This window comes from Streptomyces sp. NPDC058295 (assembly GCF_042880655.1).
Lineage (GTDB): Bacteria > Actinomycetota > Actinomycetes > Streptomycetales > Streptomycetaceae > Streptomyces > Streptomyces coriariae.
In genome coordinates, this window is the sequence record NZ_JBHVYO010000015.1 from 123,001 (window position 1) to 142,191 (window position 19,191).

At 71.8% G+C, this 19,191-nt stretch carries 16 protein-coding genes; 4 read left to right on the forward strand and 12 right to left on the reverse strand.

Going from position 1 to position 19,191, the window contains the following annotated elements; translation table 11 throughout:
* The first annotated feature begins 119 nt into the window (after positions 1-119).
* The 4 genes from ACFVYS_RS18380 to atzF are packed head-to-tail and all read left to right on the forward strand — an operon-like array spanning position 120 to position 6,754.
* Complete coding sequence (locus ACFVYS_RS18380) at positions 120-947, forward strand: urea amidolyase associated protein UAAP1 (protein WP_389503164.1); 828 nt, start codon at positions 120-122, stop codon at positions 945-947.
* Positions 944-1,552, forward strand: coding sequence for an urea amidolyase associated protein UAAP2 (locus ACFVYS_RS18385; RefSeq protein WP_389503166.1), 609 nt, complete (start codon positions 944-946; stop codon positions 1,550-1,552). The genes ACFVYS_RS18380 and ACFVYS_RS18385 overlap by 4 nt, the downstream gene beginning before the upstream one ends.
* Positions 1,549-5,061 (forward strand): 5-oxoprolinase/urea amidolyase family protein, encoded by a 3,513-nt coding sequence (locus ACFVYS_RS18390; RefSeq protein WP_389503168.1) that lies wholly within the window; start codon positions 1,549-1,551, stop codon positions 5,059-5,061. The genes ACFVYS_RS18385 and ACFVYS_RS18390 overlap by 4 nt, the downstream gene beginning before the upstream one ends.
* Positions 5,062-5,098: 37 nt before the next feature.
* Positions 5,099-6,754 carry an allophanate hydrolase gene (atzF, locus tag ACFVYS_RS18395; protein WP_389503169.1) on the forward strand — a complete coding sequence of 552 codons (1,656 nt, stop codon included), beginning with the start codon at positions 5,099-5,101 and terminating at the stop codon, positions 6,752-6,754.
* 93 nt (positions 6,755-6,847) lie between these two features.
* On the opposite strand, the gene ACFVYS_RS18400 is transcribed toward atzF, so the two are convergent.
* The 12 genes from ACFVYS_RS18400 to ACFVYS_RS18455 all read right to left on the reverse strand — a co-directional run bounded on the left by ACFVYS_RS18400 (position 6,848) and on the right by ACFVYS_RS18455 (position 19,174).
* Complete coding sequence (locus tag ACFVYS_RS18400; protein ID WP_389503171.1) at positions 6,848-9,706, reverse strand: DEAD/DEAH box helicase; 2,859 nt, start codon at positions 9,704-9,706, stop codon at positions 6,848-6,850.
* Positions 9,707-9,769: 63 nt separating this feature from the next.
* Positions 9,770-10,660 carry a diacylglycerol kinase gene (locus tag ACFVYS_RS18405; RefSeq protein ID WP_389503172.1) on the reverse strand — a complete coding sequence of 297 codons (891 nt, stop codon included), beginning with the start codon at positions 10,658-10,660 and terminating at the stop codon, positions 9,770-9,772.
* 31 nt (positions 10,661-10,691) lie between these two features.
* The gene (gene tatC, locus ACFVYS_RS18410; protein ID WP_389503174.1) at positions 10,692-11,651 is read right to left on the reverse strand and encodes a twin-arginine translocase subunit TatC; all 960 of its coding nucleotides are present in this window, start codon (positions 11,649-11,651) and stop codon (positions 10,692-10,694) included.
* Between the two features lie 47 nt (positions 11,652-11,698).
* Positions 11,699-11,986 carry a Sec-independent protein translocase subunit TatA gene (gene tatA, locus ACFVYS_RS18415; protein ID WP_389503176.1) on the reverse strand — a complete coding sequence of 96 codons (288 nt, stop codon included), beginning with the start codon at positions 11,984-11,986 and terminating at the stop codon, positions 11,699-11,701.
* 283 nt (positions 11,987-12,269) lie between these two features.
* Positions 12,270-12,464, reverse strand: a complete 195-nt coding sequence (locus ACFVYS_RS18420) for a hypothetical protein (protein ID WP_389503178.1) — start codon at positions 12,462-12,464, stop codon at positions 12,270-12,272.
* A 20-nt stretch (positions 12,465-12,484) separates the two neighbouring features.
* Positions 12,485-12,775: a hypothetical protein gene (locus ACFVYS_RS18425; protein WP_389503180.1), complete on the reverse strand. Its 291-nt coding sequence runs from the start codon at positions 12,773-12,775 to the stop codon at positions 12,485-12,487.
* On the reverse strand, positions 12,772-13,851 hold the full coding sequence (locus ACFVYS_RS18430; RefSeq protein ID WP_389503182.1) for a helix-turn-helix transcriptional regulator: 1,080 nt from the start codon (positions 13,849-13,851) through the stop codon (positions 12,772-12,774). Before ACFVYS_RS18430 ends, ACFVYS_RS18425 begins: the two co-directional genes overlap by 4 nt.
* Positions 13,852-13,869: 18 nt before the next feature.
* Positions 13,870-14,847, reverse strand: a complete 978-nt coding sequence (locus tag ACFVYS_RS18435) for a helix-turn-helix transcriptional regulator (protein ID WP_389503184.1) — start codon at positions 14,845-14,847, stop codon at positions 13,870-13,872.
* Positions 14,848-14,977: 130 nt separating this feature from the next.
* The gene (locus ACFVYS_RS18440; RefSeq protein WP_389503186.1) at positions 14,978-15,349 is read right to left on the reverse strand and encodes an FKBP-type peptidyl-prolyl cis-trans isomerase; all 372 of its coding nucleotides are present in this window, start codon (positions 15,347-15,349) and stop codon (positions 14,978-14,980) included.
* Positions 15,350-15,411: 62 nt separating this feature from the next.
* Positions 15,412-16,407 (reverse strand): FKBP-type peptidyl-prolyl cis-trans isomerase, encoded by a 996-nt coding sequence (locus ACFVYS_RS18445; protein ID WP_389503188.1) that lies wholly within the window; start codon positions 16,405-16,407, stop codon positions 15,412-15,414.
* 136 nt (positions 16,408-16,543) lie between these two features.
* A complete protein-coding gene (gene pafA, locus ACFVYS_RS18450; protein ID WP_057607036.1) occupies positions 16,544-17,905 on the reverse strand; it encodes a Pup--protein ligase in 1,362 nt (453 codons plus the stop codon).
* A 9-nt stretch (positions 17,906-17,914) separates the two neighbouring features.
* The gene (locus tag ACFVYS_RS18455) at positions 17,915-19,174 is read right to left on the reverse strand and encodes an MFS transporter (protein ID WP_389503190.1); all 1,260 of its coding nucleotides are present in this window, start codon (positions 19,172-19,174) and stop codon (positions 17,915-17,917) included.
* Positions 19,175-19,191 lie beyond the last annotated feature (17 nt).

Consider the following 19,191-nt stretch of genomic DNA (forward strand, 5'->3'; position numbering starts at 1 on the left):
GAGGAGTCGGTAACCGCCCCGCAACCGGAGGGCAACGGCGGCGACCCGCCCCGGACCTAATTTCTGTCGGGCGACAGAAATACCGCGACAGCGACGGAACCGAGCTGCGGAGGTCCGCAATGGCGGCGACAGCGACCACATACGGGGCACGCGCCCACGCCCGGGCACAGGAAGGTGCCCGCGCCGAGGCCATGCCGGTCGTCCCGGCCCGGGACTGGCAGGACCCGCCCTGCGAGGCGGGCCACCTGGTGTGGGCCGAGACGGTCGCGGGCGGCAACTACACCCACCGGGTCCTCGCGCGCGGCACCGAGCTGCGCCTGACCGACCTGCACGGCGACGCCTGCGCCCATCTGCTCCTGCACGTGGACGGCCGGCCCTGGGAGCGGCTGAACGTCGCCGACACGGTCAAGGTCCAGTGGAACGCCTACCTCGGCGAGGGCGTGCTGCTCCTGTCCGACCAGGGCCGCGTCCTCGCCTCGGTCGTCGCCGACACCGCCGGCCGGCACGACGCCCTGTGCGGCACCTCCACCCTCGTACGCAACACCGAGCGCTACGGCGACGGCAGCCCGCAGTCCGCCTCCCCGGCCGGCCGGGAGCTGTTCAAGCTGGCCGCCGCGAAGCACGGCCTGGAGCCCCGCGACCTGCCGCCCTCGCTCTCCTTCTTCCAGGGGGTGCGGGTCCGGGACGACGGCACGCTCGACTTCACCGGCTCGGCCGGCCCGGGCGCCGGCGTCACCCTGCGCGCCGAGCAGGACGTGACGGTCCTGATCGCCAACGTGCCGCACCCGGCCGACCCCCGGCCGGAGTACGTCAGCACCCCGCTGGAGGTCCTCGCCTGGCGGGCGGCGCCCACCTCCCCCGGCGACCCGCTGTGGGACGTCACACCGGAAGGCCGCCGTGCCTTCCTCGAGACCGCCGAATTCCTGACCGCGAGGGGGCTCGCATGAGCACGAAGACAGTGGTGGCGGCCCGCGCCTCCTGGTCGTCCGTCGTCCGCGAAGGCGAGACGCTGACCATCACCGACCTGCACGGCAACCAGGCCGTCGACTTCCTCGTGTACGACGCCCACGACACGTCCGTGCGCTACAGCGCGCCCGACACGATCCACGCCCAGGGCGGCATCTTCCTCACCACGGGCAGTGTGCTGATGTCCAACGAGCACACTGCGCTGATGACGGTGACCGCCGACGGCGTGGGCCGCCACGACACGGTCGGCGGCGCCTGCTCCAAGGAGTCCAACACCCTGCGCTACGGCCACCACACCTACGCGCAGCACGCGTGTGTGGACAACTTCCTCGCCGAGGGCGCCCGGCACGGCCTCGGCAAGCGGGACCTGGTCTCCAACATCAACTGGTACATGAACGTGCCCGTCGAGAAGGACGGCACCCTCGGCATCGTCGACGGTCTCTCCGCGCCGGGCCTCTCCCTCACGCTCCGAGCCGAACGGGACGTCCTCGTACTGGTCTCCAACTGCCCCCAGATCAACAACCCCTGCAACGGCTTCGAGCCGACGGCGGTGCAGATGACCATCGACGAGGCGGGCGTCGCATGACCTTCGACACGCTGCTGGTCGCCAACCGGGGCGAGATCGCCGTCCGCGTCATCCGGACGGCCCGCGAACTCGGCCTGCGGACGGTGGCGGTGTACTCCGACGCCGACCGCTCGGCACCCCATGTCCGGCTCGCCGACCAGGCCGTACGGCTCGGCCCGGCCCCCGCGAAGGAGTCGTACCTCGACCCCGACCTGGTCCTGGCCGCGGCCAAGGACACCGGGGCGGGCGCGATCCACCCGGGCTACGGCTTCCTCTCCGAGGACGCGGCCTTCGCACGCCGCTGCGCCGACGCCGGGATCGTGTTCGTGGGCCCGACGCCGGAGCAGCTGGAGCTGTTCGGCGCCAAGCACACCGCGCGGGCGGCGGCCGAGGCGGCGGGCGTGCGGCTCGCCCCCGGCACCGGACTGCTGGCGGACCTGCCCGAGGCGCTGGAGCAGGCCCGGCTCGTCGGCTACCCGGTCATGCTCAAGGCCACCGGCGGTGGCGGCGGGATCGGCATGTCGGCCTGTCGCTCGGCCGCCGAACTGACCGACGCCTGGGAGCGCGTCCAGCGTGTCGCCGCCGCCTCCTTCTCCTCCGCCGGCGTCTTCCTGGAACGGCTCGTGGAGCACGCCCGCCATGTCGAGGTGCAGGTCTTCGGCGACGGCGCGGGAAAGGTCGTCGTTCTCGGCGACCGGGACTGCTCCCTCCAGCGCCGCAACCAGAAGGTCGTGGAGGAGGCCCCGGCCCCCGGCCTTCCCCCGCACGTCCGCGAGCAACTCGCTTCGAGTGCGCGGGACTTGTGCGCCTCGGTCGGCTATCGGTCCGCCGGCACCGTCGAGTTCGTCTACGACGCGGCCCGCGCGGAGGCCTACTTCCTGGAGGTCAACACCCGCCTCCAGGTGGAACATCCCGTCACCGAGGAGATCCACGGCGTCGACCTGGTCGCCTGGATGCTGCGCCTGGCGCGCGGCGAGCGGGACGTCGTACGCGACCCGGGCCCGCCCCGCGGCCACGCCGTCGAGGCGCGCCTCTACGCGGAGGACCCCAGCCGCGACCACCGGCCCAGCGCCGGCCTGTTGACCCGGGTCGAGTTCCCGCGGGGCGTGCGCGTCGACGGCTGGGTGGAGACGGGCACCGAGGTGACGACCTCGTACGACCCGATGCTCGCGAAGGTGATCGCGTACGGCTCGGACCGGGAGCACGCGCTGCGACGCCTGGACGAGGCGCTGGCCCGGACCCGCGTCGACGGCATCGAGACGAACCTCGGACTGGTCCGGGCGGCGCTGGCGGACTCCCGGTTCGTGACGGCGGCCCACTCCACGGCGACCCTCGCCACCGTCACCGACCCGACCCCCCGCGTCGAGGTCGTCTCCGGCGGCACCCTCACCACCGTGCAGGACTGGCCCGGCCGCACCGGCCACTGGCAGGTCGGCGTCCCGCCGTCCGGCCCGATGGACGACCGCTCGTTCCGCCTCGGCAACCGGGCGCTCGGCAACCCCGAGGGCGCCCCGGGACTGGAGTGCACCCTCCAGGGCCCGGCCCTGCGCTTCACCCACGCCACCACGGTGTGCGTGACGGGCGCGCCGGCCCCGGTCACCGTGGACGGCACGCCGGTGGCACGCTGGGAACCGGTGACCGTACCGGCCGGGGCCCTGCTGGAGATCGGCGCGCCCGACGAGCACGGACTGCGGACCTACGTCCTGTTCGCGGGCGGTCTGGACGTCCCCGCCTTCCTGGGCAGCGCGAGCACGTTCACGCTGGGCCGCTTCGGCGGCCACGGCGGGCGGGCGCTGCGCACGGGTGACGTCCTGCACGGCGGGACGGTCGTCGAAGGCACCGCCGTGCCCGCCCCTGACCGCCCGGAGTTCACCCCGGTCTGGCACCTCGGCGCGGCCGAAGGCCCGCACGCGGCACCGGAGTTCTTCACCGAGGACGACATCCGCGACTTCTACGCCGCCGACTGGAAGGTCCACTTCAACTCGGCCCGCACCGGTGTGCGCCTGGTCGGGCCCAAGCCGCGCTGGGCACGCACCGACGGCGGCGAGGCGGGGTTGCACCCGTCCAACATCCACGACACCCCCTACTCCGTCGGCGCCGTCGACTACACCGGCGACATGCCGGTGCTGCTCGGCCCGGACGGCCCGTCCCTCGGCGGGTTCGTGTGCCCGGCGACGGTGCTCAGCTCCGAGCGCTGGAAGCTGGGCCAGCTGCGCCCGGGCGACACGGTCCGCTTCGCGCCGGTGACCGGGGACGGCGCGCCGCGCCCCGCGATCGTCGACGGGGGCGTTCTGGCCCGGGACGGCGACGTGACCTACCGGCGCAGCGGCGACGACAACCTGCTGGTCGAGTTCGGACCGCTCCAGCTGGACCTGGCGCTGCGCATGCGGGTCCACGCGCTGATGGAGGCGGTGTCCGCGGCGGACCTGGCCGGCGTCACCGATCTCACCCCGGGCATCCGCTCCCTGCAGATCCGGACGGACCCCGGCATCCTCCCCCAGCGTGAACTCCTCACGGTGGTACGGAAGATGACGGCCGCCCTGCCGCCATCGGACGAACTGGTCGTCCCCTCCCGCACCGTGCACCTCCCGCTGTCCTGGGACGACCCCGCGACCCGCGAGGCCATCGCCCGCTACATGGCGGGCGTCCGCGACGACGCCCCCTGGTGCCCCTGGAACATCGAGTTCATCCGCCGGGTCAACGGCCTGGACGCGGTGGCGGACGTCTACGACACGGTGTTCGCCGCGGAGTACCTGGTGCTGGGCCTGGGAGACGTCTACCTGGGCGCCCCGGTCGCCACCCCGCTCGACCCGCGCCACCGTCTGGTGACGACGAAGTACAACCCCGCACGCACCTGGACGGCCGAGAACTCGGTGGGCATCGGCGGCGCGTACCTCTGCGTCTACGGCATGGAGGGACCCGGCGGCTACCAGTTCGTGGGCAGGACGACCCAGGTGTGGTCGCCCTGGCAGCAGCGCGGCGCATTCGAACCGGGCTCGCCCTGGCTGCTGCGCTTCTTCGACCGGATCCGCTGGTATCCGGTCGACGCGGACGAACTCCTCGAACTACGGGCCGACATCATCTCGGGCCGCTTCGTGCCGCGCGTCGAGGAGGGCACCTTCTCCCTGGCCGAGTACCAGGCCTTCCTTGCCGAGAACGCCGGCCCCATAGCCGAGTTCAGGGCCCGCCAGCAGACCGCGTTCGCGGCGGAGCGGGACGCCTGGGAGGCGGCCGGGGAGTTCGCGCGGGCCGCGGCCGCCGAGGCGCCGGCCGCTCCCCCGGCCGAGGTGGCGGTACCACCGGGCGGCCGCCTGGTCGAGGCCGAGTTCGCCGCCTCCGTCTGGCAGCTGAACGTGTCGCCGGGCGACGAGGTGACGGCGGGGCAGCCGCTGCTCGCCCTGGAGGCGATGAAGATGGAATCCAGGGTGCACGCGCCGGTCGACGGCGTGGTGACACAGGTCCTGGCCCGCCCCGGCGACCAGGTCGAGGCGGGGACGGCACTGCTCGTCCTGGCCCCGGTCGCGAGCTGACCGGGCCGATCGGCCCGACACCATGCAAGGAGCACGCATGTCCACGACTGTGTCCCGCGTCCGCGCCGCCTACGCCCGCATCGAGGCCACGGACCGCCCGGAGATCTGGATCGACCTACGGCCGCGGACGGACGTCGAGGCGGAGGCCCGCACGCTCGACGAACGGCTGGCACGCGGTGAGCGTCTGCCGCTCGCCGGCCGGCTGCTCGCCGTCAAGGGAAACATCGACGTGGCGGGGCTGCCGACCACCGCGGGCTGCCCCGCGTACGCCTACCGGCCCGCCGCCGACGCCCCGGTCGTGGCCCGCCTCCGCGCGGCCGGCGCGCTGGTGCTGGGCACCACCAACCTGGACCAGTTCGCGACCGGGCTGGTCGGGACCCGCTCCCCGCACGGCGCGGTGCGGGGCGCCGTCGACCCGTCGCGGGTGAGCGGCGGCTCCAGCTCCGGTTCGGCCGTCGCGGTGGCCCTCGGCATCGCCGACCTCGCCCTGGGCACGGACACGGCGGGTTCGGGGCGGGTCCCGGCCGCCTTCAACGGCATCGTCGGTCTCAAGCCCACCCGGGGGCTGGTCCCCACCGAGGGCGTCGTCCCGGCCTGCGCCTCGATCGACTGTGTGACGGTCTTCGCCCGCACGCTTCCCGAGGCGGAACGGGCCCTGGCCCACATGGCGTCGCCGGCCGGCCGCGCCCTCCCCGCGCTCCCCGCCCGCGCCCCCGGGCCCTGGCGGATCGCGGTCCCGCCCCGCGACCAGCTGGGCGAGCTGGACCAGGGCTGGGCGGCGGCCTACGAGGCGGCGGTACGGCGGCTCGGGGCGGCCGGGGCCGAGATCCGCAGTATCGACCTCACCCCGTTCACCGAGGCCGCCGCGATGCTCTACGAGGGCGCGTTCGTCGCCGAGCGCTACACCGCCGTGGGTGCGTTTGTCGACAAGTTGACCGCGGAGGGCGGCGAGGGCCTGGACCCGACCGTCGCGGGCATCATCACCCGGGCCCGGGACATCCCGGCCCACCGGCTCTACACGGACACCGAACGCCTGACGGCCCTGCGCACCCGCGCCCTGGCCGAACTGGCCGACTCCGATGCCCTGTTGCTGCCCACCGCCCCCGGCCACCCCACCCTCGCCGAGGTCGCCGCCGACCCGCTGGGCGCCAACGCCCGCCTGGGCCGGTTCACCAACTCCACCAACCTCTTCGACCTGGCGGCGGTGGCCGTCCCGGCCGGCGAGGTGAACGGCCTGCCCTTCGGCGTGATGCTGGTCGGCCCGGCCTTCACGGACGACCGGCTGGCCCGGATCGCGGACCTGCTGCGCCCCGAGGTGTACGTGGCGGTGGCGGGCGCCCACCTGACCGGCCAGCCCCTCAACCCCCAGCTGCTCTCCCTGGGCGCGGTGCTGGACCGTACGACCACGACGTCCCCCGTCTACCGCCTGCACGCCCTGCGCACGGCCCCGCCCAAGCCGGGTCTCGTGCACGTGGGCGAGGGCGGCGCCGCGATCGAGGTGGAGGTCTGGCGTCTCCCGGCCGAGGGTCTCGGCAACCTGCTCGCCGCGCTCCCCCGCCCGATGACCCTGGGCAGCGTCGAACTCACCGACGTCACCCGGGCCCCCGGCTTCCTGTGCGAACCGGGCGCCCTCGGCGACGCGGCGGACATCACGGCGTACGGGGGGTGGCGGGCGTATCTCGACCGGGGCTGAGGTGAGCTGCCGGGAAGCGCGGGGTCGTGTCGACATGCGGCCCCGCCGCGCGGGTGTGACCAGCCACGCGCCACCCGCGTCCGCCGGACGCCGTCACCCGACCGACGAGTAGGCGACAACCCCCCGCAACAGCTCGTCGACCGCCTTTCGGGCGTTCTTCGCCACCGTCGAGCCCCCGGCCGAGGCGGGCGCCGCCGCCGCGATCTGCCCGAGTACGTCGATGACCTGCTTGCACCAGCGCACGAAGTCACCGGCGGGCATCTCCGCCTCGCGCAGCACCTCGTCGAGGCCCTTGCCGGAGGCCCACATATAGGCCGACCAGGCGAAGCCGAGATCGGGCTCGCGCTGCCCCACGCCTTCGGTCTGGCTGATCCGGAAGTCCTCCTCCAGGGCGTCCAGCCGGCCCCAGATGCGCACCATCTCGCCGAGCGCGGCCTTCGCCTTGCCCGAGGGCAGCTTCGGCGCCATGGCGTCGTCCCCAGCCCGCGACTCGTAGACCAACGCCGAGACACAGGCGGCCAGTTCGGCGGGAGCCAGCCCCTCCCAGACGCCCGCGCGCAGGCATTCGCTCGCGAGCAGATCGAGCTCGCCGTAGAGCCGGGCGAGCCGCTTGCCGTGCTCGGTGACCTCGTTGCCCCGCAGATAGTCGAGCTCGGTCAGGAGCGCCACGATCCGGTCGAACGTGCGGGCGATCGTGTTGGTGCGTCCTTCGATACGGCGCTCCAGCTGCGAGGTGTCCCGCAGCAGCCGGTGGTAGCGCTCGGCCCAGCGGGCGTGGTCCTCACGGTCGGAGCAGCCGTGGCAGGGGTGGGCGCGGATCTCGGTGCGCAGCCGGGCGATCTCACGGTCGTCCGCGGCCTGCGAGCGCTGCTTGCGGGCCCGCTCCGGGTGGATGTGCCCGGCCTTGGTGCGCAGCGCGGAGGCGAGATCGCGGCGGGACTGCGGCGAGCGCGGGTTGAAGGACTTGGGGATCCGCATCCGGTCCAGCGCCTCGACCGGCACCGGAAAGTCCATCGAGGCCAGCCGCTTGACCTGTCGCTCGGAGGTGAGGACCAGCGGCCGCGGCCCGTCGTGCTGCTCGAAGCCGCGATGGCCGTTGGCCCGGCCGGCGGGCAGACCCGGGTCGAGGACCAGCGCCAGTCCGGCGTACTTGCCGGTCGGCACATGGATGACATCCCCCGGCTTGAGCTTCTCCAGCGCCACGGCGGCCTCGACGCGCCGCTGGCTCGCGCCCTGCTTGGCCAGTTCGGTCTCGCGGTCCTTGAGGTCGCGGCGCAGCCGCGCGTACTCGTCGAAGTCCCCGAGGTGGCAGGTCATGGACTCCTTGTAGCCCTCGAGCCCCTCCTCGTTGCGCTGCACCTGCCGGGAGATCCCGACCACCGACCGGTCCGCCTGGAACTGCGCGAACGAGGTCTCCAGCAGCTCGCGCGAGCGGTGCCGCCCGAACTGCTCGACCAGGTTGACCGCCATGTTGTACGACGGCTTGAAGCTGGAGCGCAGCGGATACGTGCGGGTGCCCGCGAGCCCGGCGAGGTGCTCGGGGCTCATCGCGCGCTGCCAGAGCACGACGGCGTGCCCCTCGACGTCGATGCCCCGTCGGCCCGCGCGGCCGGTGAGCTGGGTGTACTCGCCGGGGGTGATGTCGGCGTGCTGCTCGCCGTTCCACTTGACGAGCTTCTCCAGCACCACCGAGCGGGCGGGCATGTTGATGCCGAGGGCGAGCGTCTCGGTCGCGAAGACGGCCTTGACCAGGCCGCGCACGAACAGCTCCTCGACGACCTCCTTGAAGGTCGGCAGCATGCCCGCGTGGTGGGCGGCGATGCCGCGCTCCAGGCCCTCCAGCCACTCGTAGTAGCCGAGGACGTGCAGGTCCTCGTGGGGGATGGCGACGGTGCGCTCCTCGACCAGGGCGCGGACCTCGGCGCGCGCCTCCTCGTCGTTCAGCCGCAGCCCGGCGTGCAGGCACTGCTGGACGGCGGCCTCGCAGGCGGCACGGCTGAAGATGAAGGTGATGGCGGGCAGCAGCCCGGCGGCGTCGAGCCGCTCGATGACCTCCGGCCGTCCCGGTGTCCACACGCGCGAGCGCTGCCTGCGCTCCCGCTCGCGGTCGGCCTCGCGCATGTTGCGGCCACGCCTGCGGTCCTGGTACGAGGGCCGGCTCGCCTCCATGCGGGCCAGCCGCGTGAGGTCGGGGTTGACGGCTCTGCGCTGGCCCTCGCCCTCCTCGAAGAGGTCGTACATCCGCCGCCCGGCGAGCACGTGCTGGAACAGCGGCACGGGCCGGTGCTCGGAGACGATCACCTCGGTGTCGCCGCGCACGGTGTCCAGCCAGTCGCCGAACTCCTCGGCGTTGGACACGGTCGCCGACAGCGAGACCAGGGTGACCGACTCGGGGAGGTGGATGATCACCTCTTCCCACACGGCGCCCCGGAAGCGGTCGGAGAGGTAGTGCACCTCGTCCATGACCACGTACCCGAGGCCGAGAAGGGTCTGCGAGCCGGCGTACAGCATGTTCCGCAGCACCTCGGTGGTCATCACGACCACCGGGGCGTCGGAGTTGACGCTGTTGTCGCCGGTGAGCAGACCGACCTTGTCGCTGCCGTAGCGCCGGCACAGGTCGGAGTACTTCTGGTTCGACAGCGCCTTGATGGGTGTCGTGTAGAAGCACTTCTTGCCCTGCTGGAGAGCGAGGTGGACGGCGAACTCGCCCACGATCGTCTTGCCGGAGCCGGTGGGGGCGGCGACCAGGACGCCCTTGCCCGCCTCGAGTGCCTGGCAGGCCTCGATCTGGAAGGGGTCGAGACCGAAGTCGTACATCTCGCGGAAGGACGCGAGCGAAGTGGCCTGCTCGACAGCGCGCTTGCGTGCTGCCGCGTACCGCTCGGCCGGTGAGAGATCCTCTGTCATCGTGCTTTCGAGCGTACCGGGCCGCACTGACAACAGGACGATCATTATCCGGATCCGGTCTTGCCAAACCTCGGTACGCCCAGCTCACGGGCGCACGGGCGGCCCGTTTCAGGGGCCGATGAGCCGCACCGCGCCCGGCACGCACCGCGCGGTGAGCGGCAGCTCCCCGAGCCGCTCCCCGTCCGCGTAACCCGACACGCCCTCCGCCGCGATCTCGACCTTCGCCGCCCGGAACACGGTGACCTTCGGATGGTCGATGTGCGTCCCCCGGTACACCCTCGGGAACACCCGCAGCAGCGTCGTCCGGCTGCAGTCCCCGACGACCGTGACGTCGAACAGTCCGTCGGTGAGGTCGGCGCCCGGGCAGATCCGCATGCCGCCGCCGTAGGAGGATCCGTTGCCGACGGCGACGAGGGTGGCCTCGACCTCCCGGACGGCTCCGTCGTCGAGCGTGATGCGGTACGGGAACGGGCGGAACGCGGCCAGTTCCGCCAGCATCGCGAGGTCGTACCTGGCGCGTCCGACAGGCCATCGCATGCGGTTGCCCCGGTCGTTGACGCGGGAGTCGAAGCCGGAGGCGAGGACGGTGCCGAACCAGCGGTCGCCGACCCGGCCGAGGTCGAGGTCGCGGATCCGGGCGCCCTTGAGGGCGTCGGCGACCAGCCGGGCCGCGGCCGCCGGATCCCGGACGGGCAGGCCGAGGGCGCGGGCGAAGTCGTTGCCGGTACCGGCGGCGACCAGGCCGAGCGGGGTCCGGGTGCCGGCGACGGCCTGGAGCGCGAGGTGGGCCAGCCCGTCGCCGCCGACGGCGATCACGGCGCCGGTGCCGTCGGCGACCGCGGCACGCGCGCGGACGAGGGCGTCCTCGGCGTTCACGCCGAGGACCGTGCGCACCGTGTAGCCGGCCGACCGCAACGCGGAAGCGGCCGGCCGCGCTGCGTGAGCGCCCCGGCCGCGGCCCGCCGCGGGATGGACGAAGAGGGTGATCTCGCTGGTCACGGGGATGACCTTAGGAGCTCTCCGGTGCTCGTCAGGTCACGTCGTCATAACCGTTCACCCGCTCCGTGGTCGACTGCTCCGGCAGCGCGCGGCTCGCGGTCACCGACTCGACCTCGCCGATGGCCTCGGGGCTGAGGTCCAGCTCGGAGGCCTCGTCGTCGGCGGGCCCGAGGGCGTCTCGGCGGCGCCTGCGTCGGTCGTTCAACAGGGAGAAGGCGGTCGCGCCGAAGTACAGGATCCAGATCGGTCCGGCGAGCGCCAGCATCGAGATGGGGTCGGTGCTGGGCGTGGCGACGGCGGCGAACACCGTGATGCCGATGATCATGGCGCGCCACCAGCCGAGCATGCGCTTGCCGGTGACCATCCCGGTGAGGTTGAGGAAGACCAGCAGCAGCGGCAGCTCGAAGGAGAGGCCGAAGACGACGACCATGCGCGTGACGAGCTGGAGCAGGTCGTCCAGCGGCAGGAGGTTGCTGACGCCGCCCGGGGTGAAGTCGATCAGCACCTTCGCGGTGGTCGGCAGCACCGCGTAGGCGAAGTAGCCGCCGCCCAGGAAGAGCGGGGCGCCCAGGCCGACGAACGCGTAGGCGTACTTGCGCTCGTGGTTGTGCAGGCCCGGGGCGATGAAGGCCCACAACTGGTAGAGCCAGACCGGCGAGGCGAAGACGACGCCGGCCATCAGGGAGACCTGGAGGGCGAGCGTGAAGGGCGCGAGCAGACCGTTGATCGTGATGCTCGCGCACTTGTTGGTGGCGTCGCCCGAATTGAGCTGGCCCGCGATCTCTTCGAAAGTCTTCCCACAGCCGACCGAGTCGAGGATCGGCTTGGTGAGGAAGTTGATGATGTCGTTGTAGAAGAAGGCGGCTACGACCGTCACGAGGACGATGGCCAGCATCGCCTTCGCGAGCCGGTTGCGGAGCTCACGAAGATGATCCGCGAGGGGCATCCGCCCCTCGGGGTCCTTCTCCTCTTTGCGGGCAGGCTTCAGCAACCCACGTTCCCATCTCGTGCGGCGGGCCGGAGGTCACCGGCCCTGCGTCAGCGCTTGGTCGTGTCCGTCGGCTCGGAGACCGGACGGGAGCTGGTCACGTCGCCGGGGGAAGCCTGGATGGTGCGCTGAGCCGGGGGCTGCTCGTCGTTGTTGGGCGGTCCGGCCGGGGTGGCCGTGCTGCCGCCCTCTTCCTTCATCGCCTTCGCCTCGCTCTTGAGGATGCGAGCGGACTTGCCGAGCGAGCGCGCCATGTCGGGAAGCTTCTTGGCGCCGAACAGCAGGATGACGACGACGAGGATGAGAATGATCTCGGGGGCGCCGAGCCTTCCGAACATAAGTCTTTACCTTCTCACCGAGGCTGCGGGGGTGGGTTGCCGTCCGACCGGTCGGACACCTGTCCGAACGATCGTGTTGACAGCGATCGTAACGCTCAGGGGTAAACGTGAGGCAATCCCTGTGCGTACTCCCGGTCCGCGGTCCGGGCCTCGTTCTCCGAGCCGCGACCAGCAGCGTACCTGCCCGCCCCATCGGGGCGGGAGGGCGAAGTGGCCCAAAACGCATTGGCCGCAGGACTCACAGGACGCCCACAGCGCCGCCCGAGGGTCGCCACAGCGGTCGTCACAGAGTGTCCACAGCGCGGGCCGCGCTCGCGGCCGCCCGTTCCAGATCCTGGGCCGCCCGGTCGATCCGGCGCGCGGACTCCGCGACCTGCCGTCCCAGAAGCCGCGCCTCCGAGAAGACCTGTACGGCGAACACCGCGAGAACGGCGAGACCGGCGAAACCCATGGCAACCGCGAACATCGGCCAGAACATGGGGCCGAGCCTAGACCGTCCTAAGGGGTGTGCAGCCGCAGGGTCCTGACTCCGCCGCCGGTGAGCAGTTCGACGATCCGCTCGCCGGCCGGCTTGCGCACGGCGGCACCGCAGCCGGGGCAGGTGAAGGAGTAGAAGGTGGTCCGGCTGGACGCGCCGATCGCCAGGCGCAGGGCACTCGCCGCCAGCTCGAAGGCACCCCGGCAGTCGGGGCACCCGGCCCGGAAGCGCACCGGGCCCGCACTGCGCATGCCGGCGAACGCGGAGGACACCGAGATGCCCCGCACACCGGACGCCGTCGACTCGCTCAAAGCCCCTGCTCCCGCCCCTCGAACGGACTTTCGCCCCGCTGTCCCGGCTGCTCGCCGCGCACCGCGTGCGGCCCCCCGGCCGCGCCCGGCACCTCGATCCCGTCGTACGCCGCCAGCGCCTCACTGGCGGCCCGGCGGGCGCTGTCGGCCAGCTCCGGCGGCGACACGATCCGGCCGTCCCGGCCGAGCCGCAGCGCCAGCCGCCTGAGCGAGGCGGGTTCGGGCGTGCGCAGGGTAATACGCAGTCCGCCGTCGGGAAGCTCATCGGCGCTGTCGTGCGGGTAGTACTCGGCGACCCAGCGGCCGCCCGGGCCGACCTCGACGACGACCTCCGGGTCCTCGGCGGCCGGCTGCACGAGCCCCTCCGACAGGTCCCGCAGCTCGATCTCGGGCGGTGCGGACGGCTCGTCGAGGATCTTGATCTCGGCGACCCGGTCCAGCCGGAAGGTGCGGCGCGCCTCGGAGCGGCGGCACCAGGCCTCCACGTACGTGTGCCCGACGCTGACCAGCCGGATGGGGTCGATCTCGCGCTCGGTGACCTGGTCGCGCGCGGGCGAGTAGTAACGGATCCACAGCCGGCGCCGCTCGGAGATCGCCCGGTCGACGTCCGCGAAGACCCCACCCTCCGACTCGAACGTCACCGACAGCCGCGCGCTCGCGCCCGCCGCCTCACCGGCCGCGGCCTCCACCTTGGCGGTCGCCCGCAGCAGCGCCTGCCGGTCGCCCTCGCGCAGGCCGGGCAGCGTGGACACCGCCCGGGCCGCCACCAGCAGCGCGGTCGCCTCGTCGGCGGCCAGCCGCAGCGGTTCGGCGGCCTCCGCGCCGAGCGCGGCCGGGTTGTGCCACCAGATGCGTTCACCGTCTGTGTCGATGTCGAGGAGATCGCCGCCGCGGAAGCTGGTGCCGCACATCGGCAGCACGTCGAGGTCCGAGACCAGTTCGTCCTCGGTGATCCCGAACGCGCGCGCCACGTCCTCGATCCGCGCGCCGGGGCGCTCCCTGAGATACGTCACCAGGGAGAGCATCCGCCGCGTCTGGTCGATGGCGTTCGTCGGCCTGACCGGTTTGCCTGCCACTGTGTTGCTCGCTCCCCCTCAGCCCTTGGCCACGGCGCGTAGCCGGTCCACGACGTCCGCGCGCAGCTCGGCGGGGTCGAGGACCACCACGTCCGGCCCGAACTCCACCAGCCAGGCGTCCAGACCGTGCCCGTACGGAATCTCCAACTCGTCCCAGCCGTCGCCGAGTTCCCGCACCGCGGTGGCCTTCGCCCGCAAGGGGTACCCGGCGTCCGTACGCAGCCGGATCAGCGCGCTGCGGTCGGCGGTCTCGCCCGCCCAACTCGCGACGGTCTCACGGACGGTGACGACATCGGGGACCGGCACGGTGAAGCTCGCCCCGCGCGAGCGCACCCTGCCAGTGATCCTCGACAGCCGGAAGACCCGCTCGGCGCCCCGGTCGCGGTCGAAGCCGGCCAGGTACCAGTGGCCGCGCCAGCACTCCAGCGCCCACGGTTCGACGTTGCGGGGTTCCGGGCGCGCGGCGGTGGCCTTGCGGTAGTCGAACATGACGGGCCGACGGTCGCGGCAGGCCAGCATCAGCGGCTCGAACGCGGCCTCGTGCACGGGGATCCGGGGCTCCAGGGCGCCGTGTGCCTCGTACGGGTCGACGTCCTCGGGGAGCCCCGCCGCGCGCAGCTTCTGCAGGGCGCCGCTCGCGGCACCGGCCAGCCGCGCCTGCTGCCACACCTTGGCGGCCAGGCCCAGCGCCGCGGCCTCCTCGGCGTCCAGGGTGATGGGTGGCAGCCGGTTGCTGTCGCGGCGGGCGAGGTAGCCGATCTCGCCGTCCAGGCTCTCCACGGTCTCGATGACCAGGCCGAGCTCGCGAAGATCGTCCTTGTCCCGCTCGAACATCCGGTTGAAGGAGTCGTCCGACCCCGCCCCGCCGTTGCCCGGCCGGAAGGTCTCGACATACGCCTCGATGGAATCGCGCAGCTCACGCTTGCTGAGCGGCCGGCGCGTCCCGAGCAGACACAGCGCCAGGTTCATCAGCCGCTCGGCCTTGGCAATGGCCATCGACGCCCTTCGCCTCCCCTATGGTGCTTACGATCGACGACCGTACCGCCCCGCGGCGCCCGGACAAAAGCCGAGGGTCCATGCCCGGGCGGGCATGGACCCCAGATGATCAACACTGGTCGTACGACGGTCAGACCCCGAGCAGGTCCACGACGAAGATCAGCGTCTCACCGGGCTTGATCGCCGGGGTGGGGCTCTGGTCGCCGTAGGCGAGGTGAGCCGGGATGGTCAGCTGGCGACGGCCGCCGACCTTCATGCCCTGCACGCCCTGGTCCCAGCCCTTGATGACGCGTCCGCCGCCGAGCGGGAAGCGGAACGGCGTCCCGCGGTTCCAGCTGGCGTCGAACTCCTCACCGGTGCTGAAGGCGACACCGACGTAGTGGACGCTGACGTTGTGGCCGGCCTGCGCGACCTCGCCGTCGCCCTCCCAGATGTCCTTGATCTCGAGGTCCGCCGGGGGCTCGCCGCCGGGGAAGTCGATCTCGGGCTTCTCAATGCTCACGTCACTGGCTCCTGCATGTCTCACGGAAAGGCAACACGGACAGTCTTACACCTTCGCCCGCCTCACACCTTGGCGATGATGTCCACCGAGAAGACCATCGTGGAGTCCTTCTCGATGCCGCTGCCGCTCGGCGGGCTGTCGCCGTACCCCAGCGACGGCGGAACGACGATGACGACCCGGCTGCCCACCTTCTTGCCGGTCAGTCCCTGCGCCCAGCCCTTCACCACCTGCTGGAGCGAGAACGAGGTCAGCGAACTGCGGCTGTACGAGGAGTCGAACTCCTTGCCGGTGTCCCAGACGACGCCCTTGTACTGCACCAGCACGGTGTCGTCCGCCGCGAGCTTCGGGCCGTCTCCCTCGATCACGTAGTTCGACACCAGCTTGGCCGGCGGGTCCGACTTGGGGATCTCGATCGAGGGCGCCTTGCCGTCGGTGTTGGTACCCACCTTCGGCACGGAGGCGTCGTCCTGCGGCACGTCCTCGCCCTTGGCCGAGCTCTTCGCGTTGAAGGTGTCCTGGATGTCGAAGACGAACACCAGCGTGTCGGTGCCCTTGATGCCGGTGTCCGCGTCGCCGTCCTTACCGAAGGCCCAGGTCGGCGGCACCGAGAAGAGCACCCGGCTGCCGGTCTTCTTGCCCGTCAGCGCATAGCGCCAGCCGTCGATGGTGCCGCCCTGCGCGAGCTGGGTGAACAGCGGCTTCTTGGTGTCGTAGGTGTTGAGGAGGACCTTCGCGCTGTCCCAGATCTGACCGAGACAGTTGGCCTGGATGTAGTCGTTCTCGGCGACGGTCTTGCCACTGCCCGCGATCACCGTCTTCACCGCCAGCTGGTCCGAGGGCTCACCGCTGCCCTTGGCGACCGTCGGCTTCTCGTCGAACTTCACGCCCGCCGTGATGGCCGGCAGCGGGCCGTCCACGATCTTCGGTGGAGGCGTGGCCCCGGCGGAGGACGACGCGCTGTCGCTCGCCTTGCTCGAGTCGGACTTGTCGTCGCCGCACGCGGCGAGAGTGACCAGTCCCGCGGGTACGGCGGCAAGGATGAGTGAGCGTCGGCGCACGATGAAAGCCTCGTAATCGGTCGATCTTCTGATGGCGTGCGCGCTACCTTAGCGACGTTTGCGGACATGCGAAGGGCGCCGTACGGGAACGTACGGCGCCCGTGTCGCGTTCCGCAGCGCGTGCGGAACGCGTCACTCACATTCCGGCGATCAGCTTCTCCACCCGGTCGTCCACCGACCGGAACGGGTCCTTGCACAACACGGTGCGCTGTGCCTGGTCGTTGAGCTTCAGGTGCACCCAGTCCACCGTGAAGTCCCGGCGCTGTTCCTGTGCGCGGCGGATGAAGTCGCCGCGCAAACGGGCCCTGGTGGTCTGCGGCGGCACCGACTTGCCCTCGAAGATCTTCAAGTCGTTGCAGATCCGCGCGGCTTGGCCCTTTCGCTCCAACAGGTAGTACAGACCACGACGACGGTGAATGTCGTGATAAGCGAGGTCTATCTGCGCCACCCGGGGATGCGACATGGTCATGTTGTGCTTGGCCCGGTACCGCTCGATGAGCTTGTACTTCATGACCCAGTCGATCTCGGTGCCGATCCGGTCGAGGTCCTCCGCCTCGATCGCGTCCAGCGTGCGGCCCCACAGCTCCAGGACCTGGTCGACGGTGCCGGTACGCACGCCCCGGCGCTCGACGAAGTCCACGGCCTTCTCGTAGTACTCCCGCTGCACCTCCAGCGCGGAGGCCTCCCGGCCGCTGGCCAGCCGCACCTTGCGTCGGCCGGTGATGTCGTGGCTGACCTCGCGGATCGCCCGGATCGGGTTCTCCAGCGTCAGATCCCGCATCACCGTGCCCGCTTCGATCATGCGCAGCACCAGGTCGGTCGCGCCGACCTTCAGCAGCATGGTCGTCTCGGACATGTTGGAGTCGCCGACGATGACATGCAGACGGCGGTAACGCTCGGCGTCCGCGTGCGGCTCGTCGCGCGTGTTGATGATGGGCCGCGAGCGGGTCGTCGCGGAGGAGACGCCCTCCCAGATGTGCTCGGCCCGCTGACTGACGCAGTAGACCGCCCCACGGGGCGTCTGAAGCACCTTGCCCGCGCCGCACAGCAGCTGGCGGGTCACCAGGAACGGGATCAGGATGTCCGCGAGCCGGGAGAACTCCCCGTGCCGGGCCACCAGGTAGTTCTCGTGGCAACCATAAGAGTTGCCCGCCGAGTCCGTGTTGTTCTTGAAGAGGTAGACGTCGCCCGCGATTCCTTCCTCGTGCAGGCGTCGTTCCGCGTCCACCAGGAGTCCTTCGAGAATGCGCTCGCCGGCCTTGTCGTGGGTGACCAACTCGGTCACGTTGTCACATTCCGGTGTCGCGTATTCCGGATGCGATCCCACGTCGAGATAGAGGCGGGCGCCGTTTCGCAGAAAGACATTGCTGCTTCGGCCCCATGACACGACACGGCGGAAGAGGTACCGCGCCACCTCGTCGGGAGACAGCCGGCGCTGTCCCCTGAACGTACATGTGACGCCGTACTCGTTCTCCAGCCCGAAAATGCGGCGGTCCATGAGTGAACATTACGCCCGATCCCCTGAACTGAAACGGGGTTCGGCAGCACGGTTTGGATCATTTTCCGATGAAGCCGCAACCACCCCACTCCCGGCGGGAACTGCAAGTACCCGCCCTGTGGCCAGCAAAACCACCAGCGATACGGCACCCGCGACAGCCGGCACCGTGAACCCCCACAGCGCGCCGCCGGCCTCTATCACCGGACCCGCCAGGCCCGTTCCCACCGACGCGCCGACCGTGAAGGTCGTCACCAGCCAGGAGAACGCCTCCGTCACCGTCCCGCGCGGCGCGTGCCGGTCCACGATGACGAACGCGCACGCGATGGCGGGCGCCAGGAACACGCCCGCGAGCGCCGTCAGCGCCACCATGGCCACCGCACCCGGCATCAGCGTCAGGGGCAGATAACACACCGCCAGAAGCGCCACCAGCCACCGCAGTCGCCGCTCCGGCGGCCCCGCCCACTGCCGCGCCCCGTACACCACACCACCGAGCAGCGCGCCGAGCCCCAGCGCCGCCATCAGCCAGCCGTAGACCGCGTCACCACCGTGGTCGTCCGCGTACGGCACGGACGCCACCGTGATGGAGCCGAGCGCGACACCGATGAACAGGAACGCGCCGAGGAGCGCCAGCAGACCGGGCGACCGCAGCGCGCCCAGCCAGTGCGCCGCGCGGGGGGCCGACCGCCACGCGCGCGAGGGGGGCGACACGACCACCGACAGCGCGCCCAGCACCCCGACCGCGTTCAGCACCAGCAGGGCACCCTGCGCCGACCACACCGACACGCACAGGGTCACCAGCAGCGGCCCCACGGTGAACATCACCTCCTGCGCCACCGCGTCCATCGCGTACGCCGTGTGCACCTGGTCCTCGCGGCGCAGCACCGACGGCCAGAGCGCCCGCAGACCGCCCTCCAGGGGCGGCGTGAAGAGTCCGGCGGCCGCCACCGACAGGTACGCGAGCGGCAGCGGGTCCGCGCCCACGAAGGCGAAGACCGCCATGGCGAGGGCCGAGACGAGCGCCGCGGGCAACTGGACCCGCGGCTGACCGTGGGTGTCGACCAGCCTTCCCAGCAGCGGCTGCCCGACGGCGTTGGCGACGCCGTACACGGCCGCCAGCGCGCCCGCGAGGCTGTAGGTGCCCCCCTGCGCGCGCACGAACAGCACGATCGCGATGGCGGCCGTGGCGTTGGGCAGCCGGCCGACGAGCGTGCCGGTCAGCAGCCGGGCGGCGTGCTTCGCCCTGAGGATCTCGAGGTATCCCGCGGCCAATGTCCCGCCTCCGTCGG